Origin of the sequence: Brevibacterium sp. S111, from assembly GCF_004745075.1 — a bacterium.
In the GTDB taxonomy this organism is placed as follows: domain Bacteria; phylum Actinomycetota; class Actinomycetes; order Actinomycetales; family Brevibacteriaceae; genus Brevibacterium.
The window spans coordinates 360,316-383,256 of record NZ_RHFH01000001.1 but is presented as its reverse complement, the minus strand read 5'-3'; the positions used below and the strand labels follow the sequence as shown (position 1 = coordinate 383,256).

Annotated in this window: 16 protein-coding genes; 6 read left to right on the top strand and 10 right to left on the bottom strand. The window is 65.8% G+C overall.

Translation table 11 applies throughout. From position 1 onward, the window contains the following. Positions 1-9 precede the first annotated feature (9 nt). Complete coding sequence (locus EB836_RS01805; protein WP_135537387.1) at positions 10-2,844, bottom strand: ExeM/NucH family extracellular endonuclease; 2,835 nt, start codon at positions 2,842-2,844, stop codon at positions 10-12. 260 nt (positions 2,845-3,104) lie between these two features. Between EB836_RS01805 and EB836_RS01800 the strand changes: the two genes are divergently transcribed. Further along, positions 3,105-4,007: an alpha/beta hydrolase gene (locus EB836_RS01800; RefSeq protein ID WP_167854316.1), complete on the top strand. Its 903-nt coding sequence runs from the start codon at positions 3,105-3,107 to the stop codon at positions 4,005-4,007. Between the two features lie 43 nt (positions 4,008-4,050). Here the strand turns inward: EB836_RS01800 and EB836_RS01795 are convergent, their stop codons facing one another. The 6 genes from EB836_RS01795 to EB836_RS01770 are packed head-to-tail and all read right to left on the bottom strand — an operon-like array spanning position 4,051 to position 9,736. Beyond that, positions 4,051-4,965, bottom strand: a complete 915-nt coding sequence (locus EB836_RS01795; RefSeq protein WP_167854315.1) for an endonuclease/exonuclease/phosphatase family protein — start codon at positions 4,963-4,965, stop codon at positions 4,051-4,053. 35 nt (positions 4,966-5,000) lie between these two features. Then, on the bottom strand, positions 5,001-5,681 hold the full coding sequence (locus tag EB836_RS01790; RefSeq protein WP_135537384.1) for an HAD family phosphatase: 681 nt from the start codon (positions 5,679-5,681) through the stop codon (positions 5,001-5,003). Beyond that, positions 5,678-6,772, bottom strand: coding sequence for an ABC transporter ATP-binding protein (locus tag EB836_RS01785; protein WP_135537383.1), 1,095 nt, complete (start codon positions 6,770-6,772; stop codon positions 5,678-5,680). Before EB836_RS01785 ends, EB836_RS01790 begins: the two co-directional genes overlap by 4 nt. Continuing rightward, on the bottom strand, positions 6,769-7,644 hold the full coding sequence (locus EB836_RS01780) for an ABC transporter permease subunit (protein ID WP_205683269.1): 876 nt from the start codon (positions 7,642-7,644) through the stop codon (positions 6,769-6,771). The genes EB836_RS01785 and EB836_RS01780 overlap by 4 nt, the downstream gene beginning before the upstream one ends. 26 nt (positions 7,645-7,670) lie before the next feature. Beyond that, complete coding sequence (locus EB836_RS01775; protein WP_135537382.1) at positions 7,671-8,600, bottom strand: spermidine/putrescine ABC transporter permease; 930 nt, start codon at positions 8,598-8,600, stop codon at positions 7,671-7,673. Beyond that, complete coding sequence (locus EB836_RS01770) at positions 8,597-9,736, bottom strand: ABC transporter substrate-binding protein (RefSeq protein WP_135537381.1); 1,140 nt, start codon at positions 9,734-9,736, stop codon at positions 8,597-8,599. The genes EB836_RS01775 and EB836_RS01770 overlap by 4 nt, the downstream gene beginning before the upstream one ends. A 348-nt stretch (positions 9,737-10,084) precedes the next feature. Between EB836_RS01770 and EB836_RS01765 the strand changes: the two genes are divergently transcribed. Next, positions 10,085-10,876 (top strand): GntR family transcriptional regulator, encoded by a 792-nt coding sequence (locus tag EB836_RS01765; protein ID WP_205683268.1) that lies wholly within the window; start codon positions 10,085-10,087, stop codon positions 10,874-10,876. 88 nt (positions 10,877-10,964) lie between these two features. On the opposite strand, the gene EB836_RS01760 is transcribed toward EB836_RS01765, so the two are convergent. Next, complete coding sequence (locus tag EB836_RS01760; RefSeq protein ID WP_240689539.1) at positions 10,965-14,399, bottom strand: bifunctional proline dehydrogenase/L-glutamate gamma-semialdehyde dehydrogenase; 3,435 nt, start codon at positions 14,397-14,399, stop codon at positions 10,965-10,967. Positions 14,400-14,548: 149 nt separating this feature from the next. On the opposite strand from EB836_RS01760, the gene EB836_RS01755 reads away from it, so the two are divergent. After that, entirely contained in the window at positions 14,549-16,090 is a 1,542-nt protein-coding gene (locus EB836_RS01755; RefSeq protein ID WP_135537380.1) for an FCD domain-containing protein, read from the top strand. 23 nt (positions 16,091-16,113) lie between these two features. Here the strand turns inward: EB836_RS01755 and mgtE are convergent, their stop codons facing one another. Further along, a complete protein-coding gene (gene mgtE, locus EB836_RS01750; protein WP_135537379.1) occupies positions 16,114-17,457 on the bottom strand; it encodes a magnesium transporter in 1,344 nt (447 codons plus the stop codon). 263 nt (positions 17,458-17,720) lie between these two features. Here mgtE and udk point away from each other — a divergent pair, with 263 nt between their 5' ends. The 3 genes from udk to EB836_RS01735 all read left to right on the top strand — a co-directional run bounded on the left by udk (position 17,721) and on the right by EB836_RS01735 (position 20,830). Then, complete coding sequence (udk, locus tag EB836_RS01745; protein WP_135537378.1) at positions 17,721-18,341, top strand: uridine kinase; 621 nt, start codon at positions 17,721-17,723, stop codon at positions 18,339-18,341. Between the two features lie 153 nt (positions 18,342-18,494). Further along, on the top strand, positions 18,495-20,150 hold the full coding sequence (locus EB836_RS01740) for an HNH endonuclease signature motif containing protein (protein WP_135537377.1): 1,656 nt from the start codon (positions 18,495-18,497) through the stop codon (positions 20,148-20,150). 185 nt (positions 20,151-20,335) lie between these two features. Further along, a complete protein-coding gene (locus EB836_RS01735; protein ID WP_135537376.1) occupies positions 20,336-20,830 on the top strand; it encodes a hypothetical protein in 495 nt (164 codons plus the stop codon). Positions 20,831-20,978: 148 nt separating this feature from the next. Here the strand turns inward: EB836_RS01735 and EB836_RS01730 are convergent, their stop codons facing one another. Next, positions 20,979-22,922: an FAD-binding monooxygenase gene (locus EB836_RS01730; protein ID WP_135537375.1), complete on the bottom strand. Its 1,944-nt coding sequence runs from the start codon at positions 22,920-22,922 to the stop codon at positions 20,979-20,981. Positions 22,923-22,941: the final 19 nt, after the last annotated feature.

Genomic DNA, 22,941 nt, shown 5'->3' with positions numbered 1-22,941 from the left:
TGGCCGGCCTCAGCTCAGGCGGCGCCGACGAACGAGGAAGACGACGCCCGCGCCGATTGCGATGAGCCCCGCCGCGATCGCCATCATCACCGTCAGGTCGGTACCCGTCCGGGGCAGATGGCCTCCCGCGTCGCTGCCCGAGTCGGCGTCGCTCGCGTTGGCGTCGCTCGAGGCTGACGCGGTGCCGTTGTTCCCGCTGTCGCTGCCGCTCGCGCTGTCGGAGCCAGCGTTAGCGCCGTCGGCGCTGCTTCCGGCGCCGTCCGAACCGGCAGAGTCCGAACCGTCGGCGTCCTCTGACCCGCCATCTGCACCGTCCGAGTCAGACCTCGCACCATCCGAGCCCCCGTCATCGGAGTCCTCGTCGAAGAGCCCGACGATCACGGGATCGTGGTCGGAGGCTCGGAACTGATCCGGTGCGAAGAGGTCAGCCGCGTTGTAGTTGAAGCGGCTGTATTCGAGGGCCAGCGCCTCCACCGAGTTGATGTTCCAGATATCGGCCCCGGTGATCGCGTCGAATCCGCTGGAAGGAAGGGCCGCCTCGGTGCTGGTGTTCTGTGTGTTCGCCGCGTTTTCTGCGCCTCCAGCGGAATCGAGGGCGAGCACGTGGTCGAGACTGCCGGTGCGCGAACCGTAGACGTAGGTCGACTTATCCGTCTTCTCCGAGGCGACGTCCTTGAAGCCGGCCTCGTAGAAGACCTGCATCGGATCCTCCTGTGTGTACGAATTGAAGTCGCCGAGGAGGTAGACATAGTCGCTGCCGGCAGCCTTCTGCCGGTCTCCGGCGAAGTCGACGAGCGACTTCGCCTGCTTGACGCGATCGGCGTTCGAGGCACCCTGGCCGTCGCCGGAGTCCTCATTGCCCGGACCTTCGCCCGAGCCTTTGGACTTGAAGTGATTCGAGATTGTCACGAACGTCTTGTCCTTCTCGACCTCACCGGAGTCGTCCTTCGGGGCGAACGCCTGAGACAGGGGTTCGCGTGCGTTCGAGAACGCATCCTCATCGTCAAGGATCGTGGAGTCCTTCTGCGGGGCCACCTCGGCGGGCTGATAGATCAGCGCTGTGCGGATGACGTCCTCATCGGCCGGGACCTCTTCGGGTGAGGGCACGAAGTCCCACTTCTCGGTTCCGGCCGCCTCGTTGAGGCGTTCGACGAGCGTCTCGAGCGCGACATCGCGGTCGTCGCCGAACTTCGCGGAGTTCTCGATCTCCATGAGGGAGACGACGGAAGCGTCGAGCTTGTTGATCGCCGTGACGATCTTCGACTCCTGCCGCTTGAGGCTCTCGGCATTCGCAGCCCCTCGAGCCTCGCAGCCGCCGCGGACGGTGATGTGGTTGCCCTCGCGGTCGTCGTAGTAGGTGCAGCCGGAGAGCTGGTCACCGGTCGTGGTGAAGTAGTTGAGGACGTTGAAGCTGGCGAGACTGATCTGACCGCCGACGGCCTCCGGAACCTCGGTGCGGGTGTCGGAGAAGCTCGCCGGCTGGACCGCGTCAGCGTTGGCCCCGGTCAGGCGGGTTGTGGGCTGGAAGCGCCACTTCTCGTGATCGAATCCGAGCACCACCGGCGAGGTGATCGTTGCCGTGGCGCCGACCCGGACGGGAGCGTCGTTCGAGACATAGGGCAGAGGCACATCCTTATCGTTCTCCAGGAAGTTCACGGTCGCTCCGTCGTCGAGGATGACCTCGCGTTCGAGGTTGTCCGCCTCGATCGCCTCGGCCTCTTCGGAGCCCGGGCGGGCCACATCCGTGGCCTGAGGGAGGGTTTCCTCACCGGTGGCCAACACGACTTCACCATAGGTGTTCGTGTTGTAGTTGTCGGAGACGGTGAGCTCACCGCTGGGCTGGAGGAGCATACCTTCGAGGGCCTCGCGTTCGGCCTCATCCGTGGGGAACGCATCCTCGACCGGTTTGACCGCCTCGGCGGGTTCTTCCAGAGTCGTCAATCCGTTCGCACCGACGGAGATCTGCGTCTGACCGTAGTGCTCGGATACGATGCCGGTCAGTTCGAGGTGATCGCCGATGCTGATGCTGCCGACGGTGTCGGGGGAGTAGACGAAGATGCCGTCGGAGGCACCCGGAGTCTCGTCGTCGGCCCCGCCGGTGCCGGGTGTCTGCACGTAGTAGCCGTTGAGACCGCCGTCGGGGTAGGAAGCGGTGACGACGCCGCGGGTCTTCACGGTCTCACCCTGAAGGGGGCTCTCGCTGCCCGTGCCCTGGATGTCAGCGATCGGAGTGACGTCTTCGGGGTCAGGGCCCGGATCTTCGCCGCCATCATCACCGGGCAGGGCGTTGGGGGCGGGGGCCGCGGATGTCCATGTGCCGTCGACGAGCTGGATCGACTGCCCGCCGGCGGCCGTGGCACCCGTGGGTTCGGCTTCCTCACCGACCACGGGTGCGGGCGTGTACTTGCCGTTTGCTCCGGTCACGCCCTTGCCGCCGACGACGCCGCCGATCTGTGCGAAGGACACGAGTGCGCCCTCGTCGTCGATGGCGTAGGCGGACGAGCCGTAGCTGCCGTCGGCGGCGGGACCGGAGTTCACGGAGTTGGTGATCGGCACCTCGACGGCCAGTGCGCCGGAATCACCGACGGTGCTGTCCTCGGGCAGCGTCGTCGTGTTCTCCTCGGCCTGGACGCTGCCGCCGCGAGTGACGGACCCGATGGTCCACCCCGAAACGTCCGTGCCCGGTTCCGCGGCGATCTCGATGAAATCGATGTCGAGGGTGTAGCCGATCTCGCTGATGTGGACAGCATCGGCAGCAAGCGCCGGGCCGCCGGGAAAAACAAGTCCGAGGCCTGCGACGAGGCAGAGAGCAGCAGCGGATGAAGCCGTCTTGGAGACGTTCATAGGGGCCTTTCGTGGGAACGGAGCACCGCGCACGGAATCAGCGCAATCTCCTGCACGTTATCCGGCGACAGGTCGACAACGGTGTCGACCATGTGAATACGATGTGAACTGACTGTACTACGGACTTCTGCCGCTGTGGCGTCTATGCGAGCGATCTGGGCTCGCCGTGTGGGCATCGCAGTACGGTGGAGTACCGTCGTCTCGGAATGCCGCCGAGGTGGCAGAGACTCAGACGAGGCCGAAACCGAAAGAGGTCAGTCATGGCAGTTCCCCGTCCCGTCGCCGATGTCATTGCCCGTCTGGCGCAGAAGGGCCCAGGCGGTTCCCGCCGACCGTCGGAGGTCTCGTTCGCGGAGATCCCGGCGAGCACCGAGGACATCAGGATTCCCACGCGTCACGGCAGTCTGCCCGCGACGGTCTACTCCCCTCCGCAGGGGATGGAGGGCAGGGGCGTCTATGTGAATCTGCACGGCGGCGGCTTCATCCTGCGCCACCCCGAACAGGACGACCCGCTGTGTCGGTACCTCGCAGCTGAAGCGGAGGTGACCGTGATCAACGTCGATTACATTCCTGCGCCGCAGTGTCGCTTCCCCGGCCCTGTCGAACAGGCCTATGATGTGGCGCTGTGGGCAGCGGAGAAGAAGCGCCCCTGGGACGGCACACGATGCGCCATCGGTGGTCAGTCCGCCGGCGGCGCCTTGGCCGCGGGCGCGGCGCGGCTCGCGCTCGAACACGGCGGTCCTGAACTCGCTCTGCAGATGCTCATGTACCCGCCTCTCGACCTGAGCATCCCCGCCGCCCAGAAGCTGCGCGAGGGCAAGGAGACGTTCCTGGCGCGCATGGGCCCGATCTTCGACGTCGTCTACTGTCCGGATGCGACCGACCGTCGCAGTCGTCTGGCGTCACCGGCCGGCGACCACGACACTGCGCCACTGGACGGCATCGCCCCCGCCCTCATCATCACCTGCGGCAGAGACATCCTTCGTGATGAGGGCATCCGCTACGCCGAGCGTCTCGAACGGGCCGGGTCGCTGCGCGGGCACGTCGACCTGCCCGAGGTCGGTCATGGCTTCAACCTCATCGGCGCCACACGACAGACGGTGCTGCCCGTCTACGAAGGGATCGCCGAGGAGGTCGGGCAGCAGCTGAATACCGGTCCCTGAGTGCGATCGACCGCGTGACACCCCGCCGATCGCGACAAGACGATCAGCTGCGGAAGGCGAACCTCGTCTCAACGAGCTGATGATCGGACGGGAAGCGGTTCTGCCGCTGGTGCGGGATGAGTTCACAGCGGCCGCCCACATCGACGAACCCGTCTTCGGTCAGGCCCTCGGCACTGCAGCCGCGCATCACGCTGTCGACGATGTCGAGGCCGCGGGAGAAGATGAAATCGATGCGATCACGAGGTTCGGCGCCGTCGGTGCGACCCGGTTCGGGCTTCTCCTCATGACCGGCATGGGTGAGTGGTTCGATCGGAGACCAGGTATCGGCCGGCGCGGCGACGGGGTCGGGGTGGATCGCGCGGAAGGTGTCGGTGAATCCGGCGGCCAGCAGCGCATCGGGAGAGCGCCAGGCGATATCGGGTCGATCGGTGCGCGCCGCCCAATCCCCGGTGGACGGGGTGTTGAAATCACCGCAGATGACCACCGGCAGGTCGTCCTCGTCGACCTCAGCGCTGATGCGGGCAGTCTCGGAGAGGATCTCTTCGATCTGCTGCAGACGAGGAGCCTCTTCGGCATCGGCGACCTCTTGGCCCTCACCCTGCAGGGCTCGGTAGACCGCATAGGGGTACGGCGCGAGGTGGACGGACCACACGAGGATCCGCGGCGAGTCCGGCAGCGGTCGCACGAGTGCGGCCTGAGCGTAGGGCAGCGTGCTGGTGTCCACCGGCGTCAGCTGCCCGGTGCTGAGCACGGCTGTATCCCATCCGCGCTGCGCATGATCCGCCAGGAGCTTCGGGGCCAGGTTCTCCGCAGCGCTGCCCCAGCACTCCTGCAGCGCCAGGACGTCTGCCGGGAACTGCGCTGCGATCGCGTACTGCTTCTCCTGGCCGAAGTCGACTTCTCGACCGCCGTACCAGACGTTCCATGTCTGCAGGGTGAAAGTGGTCTCAGCGGGCATGGGATCTTCTCCAATGATCGGCATCGGGTGGGTGGTCAGTAGTCGGAGTCGAGGAGGAGCGTGCGGGTTCGGGAGTCGAAGCGCAGCTGGGCGAAGTGCCGCAGCCGCACCTCGCCGGCCAGTTCGATGCTGGGATCGCTGTTGACTCCGATCACCGTGCATCCGGCCGTGTGAGCTGCCTGTGACCCCACCGGTGAGTCCTCGAAGGCGACCACCGCCGAGGCGGCCAACCCGAGTCGCTGTGCGGCCAGCAGGTAGGGGTCCGGAGCGGGCTTGCCCTGATCGACATCGTCGATCGTGATGATCGCGTCGAAGAGGTCGAGCATGCCTGCTCGCTCGAGAAGGCCGCGCACGTCGCCGCCGCGACCGTTGCTGGCCACGGCGATCGGGATGCTGCCTGACAGTGATGCCACGAGTTCGGGAGCACCGGGCACGGGTGCTGCGACGTGTTCCAGAGCGGCGCTGTAAGCGCGGTCGACCTCCTCGGCTGTCGGCGGTCGGACATCGCTGGGGGAACCGAGGCTCTTATGCACCTGCTGCAGTCGCGCCACGGCTTCGGCTGCTGTGAGTCCGCGAAGATCCTCGGCTGCGATGTCGTCTGCGGCCAGCGACTCCAGGTAGTCTCCCATGAGTTCGATCCAGGGCGCTTCGGAGTCGACGAGGATACCGTCGCAGTCGAAGACGGCACCGGAGAAGCCGGTGATGGAGCCGCTCATGCGCGGAGTCCTGCGGCGTCGTTGCGGCCCAGGCGCAGTGCGGGCTCGGCGGTGACTGAGGCATCGATGCGCAGTCCCGGTCGCATAGCGTCGGCGTCAGCGGAGGCCAGCGATGCCGACCACTGTGCGCTGTGGTCGCCGGGCAGACCGAGGTGGACCATCGTGCGCTCGCCGGTGTAGGTGCTGTGCTTGACCTCGAGGAAGCCATCAGCGGCCGCGGTGATCGAGAGATTCTCGGGCCGGACGAAGATGGTGTCATCGGGTGCGGGTTCGACGGGCAGACGGTCCCGGATCGTCCAATCGCGGCCGACGGCGAACTCATTGATCGATCCGACGAAGCGGGCGACGAACGCGGTGGCGGGGGAGGAGTACACCTCGTGAGGGGCGGAGTACTGCTCGATCCTGCCGCCGTTCATCACGGCCACACGGTCGGCGATCGCCAGCGCCTCTCCCTGATCGTGGGTGATGAAGACCGTCGTGGTGCCCAGCGCCTGCTGCACCCGACGGATCTCATCACGCAGTGAGGAACGGACCGAGGCGTCGAGTGCCGACAGCGGCTCGTCGAGCAGAAGGACCTTCGGCTGGGTGGCCAATGCGCGGGCCAGAGCCACGCGCTGCTGCTGGCCTCCCGAGAGCTGATGCGGGAAGCGGCCGCCCATGCCGGTCAGCCCGCAGATCTCGAGGAGTTCCTCGGTGCGTCGGCGCCGTGCTCCGACATCGACCTTGCGGATCCGCAGACCGTATTCGATGTTGTCGCTGACACTGAGGTTGGGGAACAGGCTGTAGCTCTGGAACACCATGCCCATGTCCCGGCTGTTCGGCGGCAGTTTCAGTACGGATTCGCCGCCGACGAGCACGTCTCCTCCGTTGACCGGTTCGAAACCGGCGAGGATGCGCAGAGTCGTCGTCTTGCCGCAGCCCGAAGGGCCGAGGAAGCTGACCATGCTGCCGGCCTCGATGTCGATGTTGAAGTCCTTGAGCACCTCGGTGCTGCCATAGGACTTGTCCACGTGCTCGAAGCGCACGGACTCGGGCTCGTTCGACTGCTCGGGGCCCGCGGGCGATGGTCGAGTGCGTTCAGAGATGGTCATGAGGTCACAGCGTCCTTTCTTGAGGCGGCGGCCGAAGCGGGGGCCGGGTCGTCGGCCTCTGTCTCATCGTCTTCGCTCACAGCGTTCGGTCGGTGACCGAACCGCGATGCGCTCACGGTTGCAGCTGCCAAGAGCAGCCACGTGGTGAGGTTGAGCAGCACGGACAGCGTGATCGAACCGCGGAAGTTCGTGCTCGAGAGCGTGTTGAGGAAGACCGGCAGGGTGTTGATCGACAGGGTCGCGGCCACCGTGTACTCCGCAATGGACAGGGCGAAGGTGAAGAAGAGGGAGAACATCACCGGTCCGCGGATGTTGGGGATGACGACCCGGCGGAGCGTGGTTCCCAGTCCGGCACCGAGGATCGACGAGGACTCGAAGAGGGTGCGCAGCGGCAGGGTGGACAGTCCGGCATCGATCGACCGGAAGGTGAAGGGAAGACACAGGATGACGTAGGTGCCGACGAGCACGAGCGGCAGGTCCTGGGACTGCAGCATGGTGTTCAGCTGCATGCCGAAGCTGCCGCGTCCCTGGGATGCGAGGCTGCGCAGAACCGCCGAGAGCCCGGCGACGATCGCGATCGCCGGGACGACCAGCGGAAGGGTGCACAGGATGCTGAGCACCGATCGCAGTCGGGGCGCCCAGAGGTGGACGGCGACGACCGCGGGAACCAGCGTGACGACGAGGATGACGGCGGCGAGCACCGACACGATGAGGCTGCGCATGAGCGGGGCCACGATCTTTCCTGAGTCAGCCAGACCGGTGAGCCCGGATGTGGTGAAGCTGCCGTCGGCACGGAAGAACGAGTAGGTCAGCGAGCTCAACAGCGGTGTGAGGATGAAGATCGCCAGGGCCGCCAGTGGCAGCCAGGCCAAGAATCTCCTCATCCGCGGAGAGCTGTTCAGGTGTTGAGCCACTTGGCGCTCCTCTTCGTCAGTGCGTTGAAGGCGATCAGGACGATGACGGCGATCGCTCCCGTCGTCACACCCAGCGCCATGGCCACCCCTTCTCCGCCGGTGGCAGCAGAGCCTGCGAGCTGGCCGGCGATCTCGAGGGGGATGAGGGGGAAGCCGCCCGTGCCGATGAGCACCGCCGCCGAGGCGTGAGTGCCGAAGGCGGAGCCGAACATCAGCAGCCAGGCGCCCAGCAGGGCAGGGGTGATGACCGGCAGTCCGACTCGGCGCCAGAAGGTCAGGTCGGTGCCGCCCAAGGAGGTGTTGGCCTCACGCCACTGCTGTCTGAGCGCGACGAAGCTGGGCAGCGTGAGCAGGATCATCGTGGGGATGAGGAAGTACTGGTACATGAGGATCAGGCCCTTGACACTGTAGAGCGTGAACGTCGAATCGACCGCAGTGATCAGCGCGGTGAAGTATCCGGTGTTGCCGACCGCAACGATGAAGGAGAACGCCAGAGGGACGCCTCCGTCGTTGGCCAGCACGCTGGAGATGACCGCGGTGATGGAGTCGACGATCTTCGACTTCACGGTCGAGATCGCCCAGGCGCAGATGCCGCCGAAGACCGCGGCTACCGTGGCGGCGGTGAACGACAGCAGCAGGCTGTTGCCCAGGGCCATCGAGCGCGAACCCGAACCCAGCGCGGTGTAGTTGTCGAGGCCGAAGGTCTTCGTCCCCGGTTCGCTGCCCGGGACGAGGAACGATGTCGCCGCCATTCCGCCGATCGGGATCACGAAGAACAGCACGATGATGATCGTGATCGGTGCCAGAGCCGTCAGGGCCGGTGAGGGGGTGCGCCTGCGCCGTGGGCCGGCCGGAGAGGAATCTTCTCCGGCCGGCCCACCGGTGTGCGGCAGCGACTGTGGGACTGAGGTCATCCGATCGCTTTCGCCCAGTTGTCGGCGAGGACCTTCTGCTGCGAATCCCGCTGTTCCTGAGTCGGCTGCGGTGCTGTCTGGTCCACCGCATCATCGAGCAGCTTCGACAGCGCATCGTCGTCGACCGTGTCGGACTCGACCATGGCGTCGAGTCGTCCGGGCATGACATACCCCTCGAGCAGCAGGTTCTGCCCCTCGTCACTGAAGACGAATTCCTGCCACAGGCGAGCAACTGCCGGGTGCGGTGCATCCTCGTTGATCGATGCTGCGTAGTAGGAGGCGACAGTGCCGTCCGACGGGATGGAGATCGACATGTCCACCCCGCCGTCAGCGAGGTCGTCCGCCCACTGCAGGAGCAGGTAGTCCCAGTTGACGGCGATCGGCGTCTCACCGGTCTCGAACGTTCCGGCCTCGGCCTCGGTCGGCACGAGGTTGCCCTTGTCCGAGAGCTCCGCGAAGTAGTCGATGCCCGGCTGGATGTCATCGAGTGAGCCGTCGTTGGCCAGGGACGCGGCGACGACGGCCATGAAGCCGGCCTCGCCCGTGGTCGGGTTTCCGCGCATAGCGACCTTGCCCTTGTACTCCGGGTCGAGCAGCTCCTCGAAACTCGTGGGGCACTTCTTCACCGCTTCGGCGTCGCAGCCGATGGCCATGGTCCCGCCGAGGTGGTTGAACCAGGTGCCGTCCGGTGACTTCATGTTTTCGGGGATGTCATCGGCGGTTTCAGGGTAGTACTCGGCGAGCAGACCCTCTTCGGCGGCATCGACGGCAAAGGATTCGCCGGTGTCGAGATAGTCGAGAGAGGTCTCCTGCCCCTGCCTGTTCTTCACCGCGTTGATGAGGTCCTGGCTCGCGCCGGTCGAGGTGTCGTTGTCGATCTCGATGTCGTACTTCTCCGCGAACGCGTCGAGCAGCCCGCCGTAGTTGGCCCAATCGGGGTAGAGGCCCATGACGTTGAGCGATCCCTCCGCCTGAGCCGCTTCGACGAGAGCATCCATGCCCCCGCCGTCTTCGACCGACGTCGCCGATCGCCAATTGGCGGATTCCTCAGATTCCCCGCTGCCACCGCAGCCGGACAGGGCCGCCAGAGCGCCCACTGCGAGGACAGCTGTGAGCTTTCGTGTGTGTTTGAGCATCGTCGTACTCGCCTTTCGGACTTGCGCGTAAGCGCATGTGTTCTTATTCGAAGTGCTTCGATCCCCATCCACGATAGGGAACAGATGAAGGATAGGCAATTTAGCTCACTAGTGAGGATGTGGAATTAAGAATAACCTCACCAGCGAAGTGTGAATGGAGAGTGACACTGTCGCCCCTCTCGGGTGAACACTGGACGCCCGTCGACGTTGCCGCATCCGGATGGTCAGCATGCGGTGAGTGCGCTGTCATCGACATCTCGGTGCTTGCGGTAGCGTAGATGCACAGCACCGTATGCGGTGCTGAGCGTGCTGGCGGGACTGGAGGAATATCATGAGAGGACTGAAGGCGTGACCGAAGCGCAGCGGGAGTCAACCGGGGCGAGTGGCGCAAGGTACGAGCAGATCGCGGAGCAGATGCGGGAGTCGATTCGCACCGGGGCACGTCAGGTGGGGCAGAGCCTCGAATCCGAAGCGGCTCTGGCCGCCGAGTACCGAGTCGCTCCGGGCACGGTGCGCGAAGCCCTGCGTCTGCTGGTCAGCGAGGGCACGCTGGGAGGCCGCCGGGGCGCGCGGAAGACGGTGCTGCGACGTCCCCGTCCGGCGGCCGTGGCCGAGGAGTTCCGCAGCTTCGCGCAGTGGGCGAGTGCACACGGACGGACTCCCGGCGGTCATGTCATCGAACAGAACTGGCGCATCGCGGGGGAGGAGACGGCCGCGGCACTCAAAGTCGACCCCCGTGCACGTGTGCTGCGGGTTCTGCGTGTGCGTCTGCTCGACGGGGAGAAGGTCATGGTTGAGAGGACGAGCTACCCCGAGCAGCTCGGCGAGATGGTCGAGAAGATTCCCGGTGATGCGGCATCGGTCAGCCGCAGCCTCGCCCAGCAGCACGGAATCGTGTTCGCCGGTGCCGATCATGTCTTCTCAGCCACCGTCTGCGGCCAACAGGACGCTGCCCTCCTGGGTGTCGCCCGCGGGCGACCGCTGCTGCGTCACCTCCGCCGCAGTCGTGACAGCGCGGGCCGGCCGCTGGAGATCTCCGAAGATCGCTATCTGGCCAACATCCTGTCCGTGGCGATGTCGAACGGCCGCAATGTCAATCCGATCAGCTGGCTGACCGCCGACGAGCCGAACTGGTTCTGAGGTCCTCGCGGGCTGCGTGAAGCCACAGACGAAGGCGGCCCGGCTCCCCTTGCGAGGAGGCGGGCCGCCTTCAGTGAGAGGTTCGCGTTCAGCCCTTGAGTTCGGCCGCAAGTTCGTGGAAGTCGCGACTGGGGTTGCCGAAGCGGTGCAGAGTCATCGACACCGCCTGCTCCTGCACGTAGTAGCGCAGCTCCACCCGGGCAGAGGACGTCACCGGCTCATCGATGATCGCAACTTCGGGGCGAGGAGCGGCCGCGGCCAGCAGTTCGTCCTCAAGGGCGCCGAGCACGCGGATGCGGGCCCCGACCGTGTCGTCGTACCTGCCCGCGGCGACCATCTCGGCGAAGTCCGCGGCGGACTCGGTGCGTGCGGCGACCCCGGCGTTCGTCACGGCGATCTTCACCGCGGCGGGTACATCCTCGGCGACGGAGAGCTGAACCGTCGCCCCGACGGTCTTGGCCGCGTGAACCGAGCGTTCGAGGTCGAACAGCGTCGCCGTCGACGTCACTCGCAGAGTGACCGGACGAGGGCGGTAGCGGAAGATGTTGGCCTCGGAGGCCAGCCCGGTGTGGTCCTTGGCCGCCCCGAATTCGCGGGCCAGCCAGCGTTCGTCATCGGCCTTGGCCAGATCGAGGTCCTGCTCGGGGCCGACGGCGCCCGGCAAGCTCGCGGGATCGTCGGCGTAGTGGCCGAAGAGCATGAGGTAGTTCGGCCCGCCGGCTTTCGAACCCAGACCCACCGAGGACTGCTTCCAGCCGCCGAAGGACTGCCGGCGCACGATCGCTCCGGTGATGCCGCGGTTGACGTAGGCGTTGCCGACCTGAACACGATCGAGCCAGGTCCGCACCTCCTCCGGGTCGAGGGAGTGGATGCCGCCGGTGAGACCGAAGTCCACGGCGTTCTGGAACTCGATCGCCTCGTCGAGATCCTTCGCGTGCATGAGCCCGAGGACCGGACCGAAGACCTCGGTGAGGTGGAAGAACGACCCCGGTTTGACCCCGTCCTTGATACCCGGGCTCCACAGGCGTCCGGTGTCGTCGAGCTGCTTGGGCTCGAGCAGCCAGGACTCTCCGGGCTCGAGCGAGGTCAGGGCGCGACGGAGCTTGTCCGAAGGATCCTCGGTCAGCGGGCCCATGGTGGCCGCGAGGTTCGCCGGCCAATCGACGACCATCGAGGACGCGGCATCGATGAGCTGGCTGCGGTAGCGCTCGGAGTCGTAGGTCGACCCGACCATGATGCCCAACGAGGCGGCCGAACACTTCTGCCCGGCATGGCCGAAGGCCGAATGGACGAGATCGGCCATGGCCAGATCACGGTCGGCTGCGGGCGTGACGATGAGAGCGTTCTTGCCCGAGGTCTCGGCGTTGACGTGGAGTTCGAGGCGGAAGGACTTGAACAGGGCCGCGGTCTCCGAGGCCCCGGTGAGGATGACCCGGTCGACATCGGGATGGGACACGAGGTGCTGACCGAGGTCCCGTTCGATCGGGGCGCACAGCTGCAGAACGTCCTTCGGGACACCGGCCTGCCACAGGCAGTCGACGATGAGCGCCGAACAGTGCGGCGTCGGCTTCGAAGGCTTGTGGATCACGGCCGACCCGGCCGCCAGGGCCGCCACGGTGCCGCCGGTCGGGATTGCGACGGGGAAGTTCCACGGCGGGGTGATGACGACCATCTCATCGGGGGTGAACTTCGCCCCGTCGAGCGAGTCGAGTTCGAGGGAATTCAGGGCGTAGTAGCGGATGAAGTCGATGGCTTCGGAGACCTCGGGGTCCGACTGCGCGGGCATCTTGCCGACCTCGGCGGCCTCGACCGCGATGAACTCACCGCGACGGGCGGCGAAGATGTCCGCGGCCCGGTGGAGGATCTCGGCTCGTCCGGCAGCCCCGAGCTCACGCCAGCCCTTGGCCGCGGCGCGCCCGGATGCGATCATCTCATCGAGCTGCTCGGTCGATTCGACCGTCGGCGCGTGCGGACGATCGTCGAGGTACCCGGGAGCGGTCGCCTCGGCGATGATCTTCCGGACCCACGCCTGGTTCGCCGGCAGCGAGGGATCGGTGTCGGGTTCGTTGAAGAACTCGGTCGGGACGACGGTCTCGCCGAGGACTTCGGCCGAACGGTCCTGGTGGCGGTTGGGAAGGGGCGCGGCTTCACCTTCGGAGTCGAGGATCGACTCGAGGTCGGCGACAGCGGCGGTGAACCGATCGGCCTCGCGCTTGAACACGTCGTTGCCGTTGGCGAGGTCGAAGATGCCGGACATGAAGTTCTCGGAAGCCGAGTTCTCCTCGAGGCGGCGCACCAGGTAGGAGATCGCGACGTCGAACTCCTTCGGGTGCACGGCCGGGACGTAGAGGAGGAGGTCGCCGACGTCCTCGGTCACGGCGGCGGCCTGCTCGCTGGCCATGCCCTGGAGCATCTCGAACTCGACCCGGTCGGTGACCGAACGGTCGACGGAGAGATGATGGGCGAAGGCGATGTCGAAGAGGTTGTGTCCGGCCACGCCGATGCGCAGGCCCTTCATCCGCTCCGGAGTGAACAGCCAGTGCAGGACGCGCTTGTAGTTGGCATCGGTGGACTGCTTCGAGTCGCACGTCGTCACCGGCCATCCGGCGATCTCGGCGTGCACGGTCTCCAACGCGAGATTCGCGCCCTTGACGAGGCGGACCTTGATCCCGACGCCGCCGTTGTCCACACGTTCGGCGGAGAATTCGCTCAGCCGCTGCACCGCGCCGAGCGCATCGGGCTGGTAGGCCTGAATGACGATTCCGGCCTCGAGGTCCTTGAACTCCGGTTCGGAGAGCAGGCGCGTGAACACAGCGATCGTCAGTTCGAGATCCTGGTACTCCTCCATATCGAGGTTGACGAATTTCGCGCCCGTCGGGGCCTTCGCAGCCTGTTGGTAGAGGGGGCGGAGACGCTCGACGACATAGTCGACGGTCTCGTCGAAGGCCCACATCGAGATCTGCGAAGCCACCGAGGAGACCTTGACCGAGACGTAGTCGACATCCTCGCGGGCGAGGAGGCGGTGGGTCTCCTCGAGGTGGTGGTCGGCTTCGCCGTCGCCGAGCACGGCCTCGCCGAGGAGGTTGATGTTGAGCCGGTGGCCGTCGGCGGTGAGTTTCGCGACGGTTTTGCCGAACTGCTTGTCGCGGGCGTCGACGACCATGTGCCCGACCATCTGGCGCAAACGGGTGCGGGCGGCGGGGACGACGACCTGCGGGGCGATCTTCGCCAGCGCGGCGCCGGCCTTGATCTGCGCGCGGTCGAGGGCGGACATCGTCTCCGGGGCGAGCTTGCCGACCTCGGCGAGGGCATCGGCAGCCGCATGCACATCATCGGTGCGGACCACACGATCGACGAATCCGACCGTGAAGTCGAGACCGTTCTCATCGGAGAGGACCGCGGAGAGGCGTTCGGCCGCCGGGTTCTTCGCAGCGGTCTTCGAAGTTGCCACCCGCAGCCATCTGCGGACGGTGTCGATCGACCGGGCCGTGAGCTGTTCGAGATCGGTATCGGTGTGCAGCAACTGCGCTCCCTTGCTTGTCGTGGATGGTGCCTTCGCGCATCGGCGCTGACCGCGTGGCTTCGATCTCAGTATGCTCCGCGGGAATCCGGGGGTGAAGAGACCGGAGACCATCACTGACATCTTTGAGTCAGAAATATTAGAATGACGGGATGTATTCCCCGGAGTTCCGTCGTCAGGCGGTGGCAGCGCTGGAGACCTCCACCCTCGCCGAGGTGGCGCTGGCCACGGGCGCGTCCCCGACGTCGCTGCGGCGCTGGGCGAGCAGATCCGACCTGAGCGATCGCCCGCGCAGCGGGCGCCCGCCGATCCAAGACACCGCCGACCGCGTCGTCGAGGCTCTTGTCGCGACGGCCGGGGCCCGGATCTCCGGACGAGACTATTCGACTCGGGCGCTGGCGGAGGCGACCGGTCTGAGTCAGAGCATCGTCTCCCGCTCCGTCCGCTCTCTCACCGTGCCCGTGGCCACGGTGACAGGCGGCCACGAGATCATCCTCGCCGCCAGCGGGTTCCCTCTCGTCATCGTCGGTGTCCGGCGCGTCGATGCTGGTGACGAGGGTGAGAACGGGGGCGGAGGCCCGTCGGTGCCGCCACGACGGATCCAGCGTCGGATCGCGGGAATCGCGGCGGCGCTGCGCTCGGCCGGCGTGGGGCGGTGGCGGCAGCGCTTCGACAGCGAACACCGGCAGATGCCCACCGGTCAGCTGCTCGATCTGTTGTCAGGCGAGGGCCGTTTCCTCGTCTTCGACCCGCTGCGAGAAGTTCCCGACGACCTCGGTGCGGGGCCGGAATCACGGGTGAGCGCATGCGTTGACTTCGAGGAATTCCTCGACGCGCTCAAGGCCATGCTGGCCGGATGCCAGGACATCCCCGGGTCTCTGCTCGATCTGCTCTCCGCACGGGTCCGGCACGGACTCGAGGGGGTGCTGTGGCGGGAGTCTGTGCCCGTCGAGCCCGTGAGAAGTTCCATGAGTTCTGACTCAATGGAGATCTCTTCATGGCTGCCGAAGGAGACCCGGTCGATCACCGAACACCTGGCGATCGCCCTGCGCGAGGAGATCATCGACTCCGGTTACGAACCCGGGGACCGAATCAACCCGCGCCTGCTCTCTCGACGGATGCGTGTGCCCAGGGCCTCCGTTGACGCCGCCCTGCGCCGGATGGTCGATGACAAGCTGCTCGACGGTTCTCGCGGCGGGGCGCGGATCCCGCTCATCACCACCGTCGACGTGCTCGACCTCTATGCCGCCCGCATGGCCATCGGCGAGGTTGTGCTGAGATCGCTGTCCCTGCGCCCGCAGCGTTACCTCGTGCCCGTGCAGTTGGCCCTGCGGCAGGTCGAGGCCTCGGCACCGACTCGCAGCGGAATCGACGTCGAAGACGCCGACCTCCATTTCCAACAGGAGCTTGCCCGAGCCTCGGGACTGCGGGAATCGGCGCGGGCCTTCGAATCCCTGACCCTGCGGCTGCGCCTGTTCATCTCCGTCCTCCAGCTCGACTACTCACCGGCCAGCGACCGCATCGTCAGCGACGATCGGGCGATGTTCCGCGCGCTGAGCGGAGCGGATGCGAAGACCGCGATCGACGTCTGGCGCGGCAAGGTCGACAATGCGGTCCGTCATATGGCCGGTCTGCTCGGTCGGCGTCGCTTCGACCAGCAGCTGTGGACTCAGCTCACCCGCAGCCTCGGGTGAGGCCGGGCTGGGAGACGGTCGGCTCAGAGGCCGAGCAGCGCGATCGCGATGGTGAAGTACACGAGCAGACCGCTGGCATCGCAGAAGGTCGAGATGAACGGTGTCGACACGACCGCGGGATCGACCCTGCACGCCTTCGCCGCAATCGGAATCGAGCCTCCGACCACGGCCGCGATCGGGCAGTTGACCGTGAGCGTCAGCGCGATGACGGCACCGATCTCGAGGCCGTAGAGCGGGGAGGCGATCGCGAACGCCGGTACGGCCAGGAGCACACCGAGCAGCAGACCCGTCGTCAGTTCCTTGCCGGCGACTCGGATGAAGTCGCGCAGTCCGATCTCGTCCATCGCCAGTGCACGGGTCACCGTCGTCGCGGCCTGCGAACCCGTATTGCCGCCGATGCCGGTCAGCAGCGGGATGAACAGCGCGAGCGCAACCACCTCGGCCAGCGTCGATTCGAAGATCTCGAGCACGTGGACGGTGAGCACCGCCGAGATCGCGAGAACGAGCAGCCACACGATGCGGGTGCGGGCGATGGTGAGGACCGATGTGGGAAGGTACCGGCGATAGAGCGGCTGGGTGCCGCCGGACAGCGCGTAGTCCTCCTCGTCGGCCTCGGCGATGATGCGTGCGGCATCCTTGATCGGCAGGATTCCGACGAGGCGACCCTCACGGTCGCCGATGGGCAGGACGGTGACGTCCTCGCGCAAGGCAGTTCTGGCGGCGGTCTCCATATCGTCATCGGTGTGCGTGATCTCCTCGACGGGCACGGCCAGGCCCTCCACTCCGGTACCGGGTGCGTAGCGGAGGAGTTCGAGCGCGTCGAGGGTGCCGACGATCCGACGATCAGGGGTGAGGACGGGGATGAGGCGGACGTCCTCGAGGTCGACCTCGGTGTCGCGCAGTCGACCGGTCACCTCGGCGACGGTGTCGTTCGTCCACGCGATGACGGCCGTCGGCGACATCCGGCGGGCGATCGAATTCCGGCCATAGCCGGCGATCGCCATCACCGCGCCGAGGTCGGAGGCGGGGACGGCGTTGAGCAGCTTCGTCGTGACATTCGCGGGCAGCTCATCGACGAGTCGGCCCTGATCCTCGGGATCGAGGTCGCTGAAGATCGTGCTCAGCTCCTCCGTGTGGAGGGCATCGATGATATCCGAGCGCGTGCCGCGGTCGAGACCGTCGAAGACCTCGACGGATTCGTCTTTGGGCAGGAGGCGGAAGACGATCGCGGCTTCGGTGGCCGAGAGCTCGGCGATGAGCTCAGTGGTCGCATTGGGACCGAGATCGCGGATGGCGGAACCGAGGGCCGCGAGATCACGATCGTCGGTCAGCGTCCGGACAGTGGCGGCGTCGAGGACAGAGGTCATGACGTACTCCAAGCAGAGTCGGGTCGACGCGTGCGCGGTGGGGCAGGCGTCAGCGGAAGTGAGGGAGGGGGCACAATCGACTGTCGGAATCCATTGACAACCACCTCCCGGGAATCTGCTCGAAGAAACTTCTGCGCGCGCATCATCGGCGCGCGGTCCGAGTCTAACGGACGCCGGTGGGGCATCGAGAATCCGAGGCAGGGCGCTCCCAATCGGCTGGTATAGATTTGGGGAGGAGCGAAGCCGAGGAGGAGAATCGAACCGTGGAGACTTTGGTTGTGGGTGTGGCCGGCGGAACCGGCAGCGGAAAGACGACACTCACACAGGCGCTGTTGGACAGATGCGAGGGCCCGCCCTCGGTGCTGTTCCACGACAACTACTACAAGCGACGCGATGAGCTCAGCTATGCCGAACGTGAGAAGGTCAACTACGACGATCTCGACGCCTTCGACAACGATCTCTTCGTCGAACATCTCACCACGCTGCGCGCCTCACAGGCGGTGCAGAGTCCGGTCTACGACTTTTCGATCCACAATCGCAGCGATGCCACGACCCTTGTCGAACCGTCGCCGGTGATCATCGTCGAAGGCATCCTCATCTTCGCGGAGCCGCGCATCTGCCGACTGCTCGACATCAAACTCTTCGTCGACACCGACGCCGATGTGCGTCTGCTGCGTCGGATCAAACGCGATGTCGTCGACCGGGGGAGGACCCTGCAGTCGGTCGAAGACCAGTACCTCGGCACGGTCAAACCGATGCACGAACTCTATGTCGAACCCTCGAAACGCAACGCCGATCTCATCATCCCCGAGGGCGGCCACAACATCGTGGCCATGGACATGATCCTCAATCGGATCCAGAGGGGTGTCGGCGGAGCCGGCTGAGTCGCGGCCCCACATCCTGTGTGAGCCGGCATAGTGCCTGACTGGGACGTTTCTGAGCTGGACGTGTCTGACCTGACATGTCTGACCTGGACGAACGGCGTTTGCCGGGTTTGTCTCCGATGTCGTGTCAGTGCCGACGGGTAGCGTCTTCATATGGACGTCGACTCCGCACGGGAACCAGCGATGGCTCCGGATCCGCTGACCGAGATCACTCGGTTCGGCGAGTTCCTGCGCGGTCTCGACCAGGGCGACACCGAAGCGGAGACGCTGGCGCGGATCACTGCGCTCGAAGAACTCAGATCCGCTGTCGTCGCCGCACAGTCCAAAGAGGCCGTGGCCTTCGAAGCGCTGCGTATCGGACGGGACCGACTCAACCGGGTGCCGGCGATCGACTGCGGAAAGCGCGCCGGCGACGAGGTCGGGCTGGCGAAGAAGGTCTCTCCCGGATCGGGCAGGAAGTTTCTCAGCACTGCCCGCACGATCGTCATCGGGATGCCCAACACCTTCAAGGCCCTGGCCAAGGGGGAGATCTCCGAGGACAAAGCGCGCATCATGGTCGACGAGACCGCGGTCCTCGCCGATGCCGATCGACGCAAGGTCGATACGCGGATGAAGCGCAGTCTGGAGCCGACAGGGCTGCGCAGCCTGCGCGCCGAAGTACGTGCGCTCAGCGCCGAGATGGACGCCGAAGCGGCTGCGAAGCGGGCAGCGAAAGCAGCGACCAATCGTCGTGTGAACCTGACCGTGATCGATGACGGGATGGCCAGGATCTCCGCGATCCTGCCGCTTCCACAGGCCGTCGCCGCCTATGAGAGCCTCCGGGCCGGTGCTGAGTCGATCACTGTCGCCGCTGATGCAGGCGGGCGGAACCGCCAGCAGGTGCTCGCCGACACCTTTGTCGAACGACTGAGCGGCCAATCGAGCGCAACGGCGGTGCCCTCGGAGATCCATCTGCTCGTCGAGGCCGAATCTCTGCTTTCTGACGGACTCGTACCGGCCTGGCTGCCCGGGTTCGGGCCGTTGCCGGCGAAGACGGCAAGGGAATTCGTTGCCGCGAACGAGGCGAAGATGTTCATCAGCAGGATCTTCACCCGCCCCGACGACGGACAGCTGGTGGGAATGGACTCGAAGAGCCGGGAGTTCACCGGACGATTGCGGCAGATGATCACGTTCCGCGACGATGTATGCCGAACTCCGTGGTGTGATGCCCCGATCCGGCACGCCGACCACGCCCGGCCGGTCGCATCGGGTGGAGCGACCACCTGGGAGAACGGTTCAGGCCTGTGCGCATCCTGCAACTACGCGAAAGAGCACCCCGGATGGAAGCACGAAGCCACAGCGGAGGGCCTGCGGGTCACCACACCGAGCGGGCGCACCTACGATGTGGCCACGCCCGCGGTGATCCGCCGCATGCGGTTTCCGCGCCCCGAAGCGGTGTCCGAACCCGGAGGTTCGCCGCCAGGGGTCGATTGGCGCCAAGCCCTCTCTCGATTCCTCGAACCGCAGCGGGAAGAAGAGCCACAGCGAGACCTCCGCCAACCACAGCCGGACCTCCTCGAACCACAGCGGGACCTCCCCGAACCACAGCGGGGCGAGTCGCCGCGCAGGGCTGAGGGTTTTCCGATCGAGTTCCAGTCGATCGTCCCGAGATTCGTACTGCCCGAGCAGTTGCAACAGCGGTATTGCACCCGTGCCGAGAAGATCGCCGACTGGCGCAGACGCAATGCGCACCGGCGGCTGACAGCGACGGACTGCAAAGGCAGCCCGGTCGAGACGGAACTGGTAAAGGCAGTCTTCGGACCGGACTGAGTCGGAGCTGCATACCTGAGCCGAGGCTGCGTACCTGGGCTGAGGCAGCGTGTCGGATCTGGAACATCGTGGGAACACCTGTCACACGAATGCTGCAGATAATCGTGGGTATGGGCACGGCGGGTAGGAACGGCAGTTCACGATGGACGACAGCGCGAGGGCGAAGTCTCAACCTCGCAGCGCGTGTGCTCCCGTTGGGATCGGTGGCCTGCTGGGTGATCACGGCCTTCGTGCCTGTCCTCGACAGCGGCGGGAACGGATCGATGCGGATCCGTGTGACGTCTCTCGGATTCTCCCCGATCGACATGAATGACCTCAATCCGGGGTACCTCGCGCTCTGGATCATCATCCTCACCGGCGCGTTCACTGCCTGGCTGCTGTCCGCCTCGAAATGGTGGTCGATCGCAGCGATCGTTCTCGGTACGGTCCTGGGGCTGCACCTGCTGCAGATGGTCGCCGATCCGCCGATCCTGATGTGGGACGGACAGACCGCGAACGGGATGCTCACCGGGGGCATGGAGGTCGCCTATCCTGCGGCAGGCTTCGGTTTGTGGGTCCTGGGAAGCATCCTCTTCGTCGCCGCGGGAATTTGTGGACTGGTCGCCGAGGCCCAAAAGAATCGTCACCGCCGTGAACGAATCAAACGCTGCATGGCCAAACGCCATGGTCCCGCCGCGTGAGGCTGGTTCCGGGTCTTCGGACACATCGCTGCCGGCGTCGAGGGTTGGCAGCACAAGCGAAATGCCCCCGACCACAGGTCGAGGGCACTTGAGCCTCAGCATTCTGAAAAGGGGCTGTTGCCTCAGTCAGCCGCTGCAGTCATTCGCGTCACTTCACGGGTTCGAAGACTCCTGCGAAGTAGTCGCCGATCTCGGAGTGCGCCTCGAGCGGGAAGACACCCGACACGTACTGATCGGGCCGGACCACGACGACGGCACCGTCACGGCTGATCTCACGCACGTCGAAGATGTCGTCGTCGGACAGGGCAGCGTAGATCTTCTCTACGTATTCGAGATCGAAGGCACCGACATGCGGGCGGAAGACCCGCGGCACATCGGGGAACGCGAACTCGGCATGCTCCTGCTGGTAGATGACGCTGAGCTCGATGAGGGCGTCGAGGTCTTCGTCGGCGCGGCGGTAGGCGACCAGGGGAGAGGTCGGATCGGATTCGAGCCACTGCGCCAGTCCTGCCACCTTGGACTCTGCGGTGCCATCGACCGCTGCGGTGCCATCGACCGCTGCGGTCGGAGCCGCGGCATCAGCGAAGACGTACACGCGCCAACGGCCATCGGCCTTCGCCTCATGGCCGAGGTGGATGAAGTTCGCATCGCAGCTGCGCTGGACACGAGCGGATTTGAAGCGTTTGCCGATCGGGAACCCGGCGGCCAGCTCCTGATGCTTCGTCGACGTCGTGATCATCGACTCCGTGTACTCGGTCATGAACCCGGCGGGGAACTCCGCAGTCTTGACGTAGAACTCCTCGAGGTAGGCCTTGTCCGGGAGTTCCTCCTGCGGAGTCGCCATGAGCGTCGACCACTCCTTGTCGAAATCGATGAGGTTCTTCGCCGTCACCTGACGCTCGGCCGAATAGGTGCGCAGCAGCTCCGTCGACGACCGGCCCGTGATGACCTGGCCGAGCTTCCAGGCGATGTTGAAGCCGTCCTGCATCGACACGTTCATGCCCTGACCGGCCTTCGCCGAGTGCGTGTGGCAGGCATCGCCGGTGATGAACACGCGCGGGCAGGGCGAACCCGGGTCGGTCTCATCGGTATCGTCGAAGGCATCGGTGAGTCGGTGGCCGACTTCGTAGACCGAATGCCAGGCGACATTCTTCACATCGAGGCTGTAGGGCGCGATGATCGCATTCGCGCGCCGGATGATCTCGTCGATGCTCGTCTGCCGGACCTTGCGAGCATCGTCTTCGGGCACCTCGCCGAGGTCGACGTACATCCGGAAGAGGTGACCGCCCTCGCGGGGGATGTGGAGGATGTTGCCGTGCTTCGACGAGATCGCGCACTTGGTGCGGATGTCGGGGAAGTCGGAGTTCGCGAGGACATCCATGACACCCCAGGCATGATTGGCCTGGTCACCGGACATGGTCCGCCCGATCGACGAGCGCACCTTCGACCGGGCCCCATCGCAGCCGACGACGTAACCGGCACGGATGGTCCGTTCCTCACCGGCACGGTCACCGGCGGTGTAGCGGACGGTGACGGACACCGGATGGTCGTTGACGGGCGCATCCTCACCGGCGGAATCGACGGAGAGGTCGACGAACTCGATGCCGTAGTCAGGAGTGATCCGACCGGGGGACTGGACGGCGAACTGGGCGAAGTAGTCGAGCACGCGGGCCTGGTTGACGATGAGGTGCGGGAACTCGCTGATCCCGTGTTCGTCATCCTTGGGCCGTCCGGTGCGGATGATGTGCTCGGGGTTGTCCGGATCCGGATTCCAGAACGACATCTCCGTGATGTGATAACCCTCGCGCATGATCTCCTCGGCGAAACCGAAGGCCTGGAAGGTCTCGACCGATCGAGCCTGGATGCCATCGGCCTGACCGATGACCAGACGGGAATCGCGCTTCTCGATCATCCGGGCGTTGACCTCGGGATACTGCGAGAGCTGAGCGGCCGCGATCATTCCCGCGGGGCCGCTGCCGACGATGAGGACGTCGACCTCATCGGGCAGGTCCTCGCTGCGATCGATTCCGCAGCCCGCGGCTTCCTCGATCCGCGGGTCAGCGGACACATAGCCGTTCTGATGGAAATGCATGTCAACCTCCGGTTCTTGA

Coding starts and splice junctions, on each gene's coding strand:
- EB836_RS01805 (WP_135537387.1), bottom strand. CDS start 2,844: ATGAACGTCTCCAAGACGGCTTCATCCGCTGCTGCTCTCTGCCTCGTC.
- EB836_RS01800 (WP_167854316.1), top strand. CDS start 3,105: ATGGCAGTTCCCCGTCCCGTCGCCGATGTCATTGCCCGTCTGGCGCAG.
- EB836_RS01795 (WP_167854315.1), bottom strand. CDS start 4,965: ATGCCCGCTGAGACCACTTTCACCCTGCAGACATGGAACGTCTGGTAC.
- EB836_RS01790 (WP_135537384.1), bottom strand. CDS start 5,681: ATGAGCGGCTCCATCACCGGCTTCTCCGGTGCCGTCTTCGACTGCGAC.
- EB836_RS01785 (WP_135537383.1), bottom strand. CDS start 6,772: ATGACCATCTCTGAACGCACTCGACCATCGCCCGCGGGCCCCGAGCAG.
- EB836_RS01775 (WP_135537382.1), bottom strand. CDS start 8,600: ATGACCTCAGTCCCACAGTCGCTGCCGCACACCGGTGGGCCGGCCGGA.
- EB836_RS01770 (WP_135537381.1), bottom strand. CDS start 9,736: ATGCTCAAACACACACGAAAGCTCACAGCTGTCCTCGCAGTGGGCGCT.
- EB836_RS01755 (WP_135537380.1), top strand. CDS start 14,549: ATGTATTCCCCGGAGTTCCGTCGTCAGGCGGTGGCAGCGCTGGAGACC.
- mgtE (WP_135537379.1), bottom strand. CDS start 17,457: ATGACCTCTGTCCTCGACGCCGCCACTGTCCGGACGCTGACCGACGAT.
- EB836_RS01740 (WP_135537377.1), top strand. CDS start 18,495: ATGGACGTCGACTCCGCACGGGAACCAGCGATGGCTCCGGATCCGCTG.
- EB836_RS01730 (WP_135537375.1), bottom strand. CDS start 22,922: ATGCATTTCCATCAGAACGGCTATGTGTCCGCTGACCCGCGGATCGAG.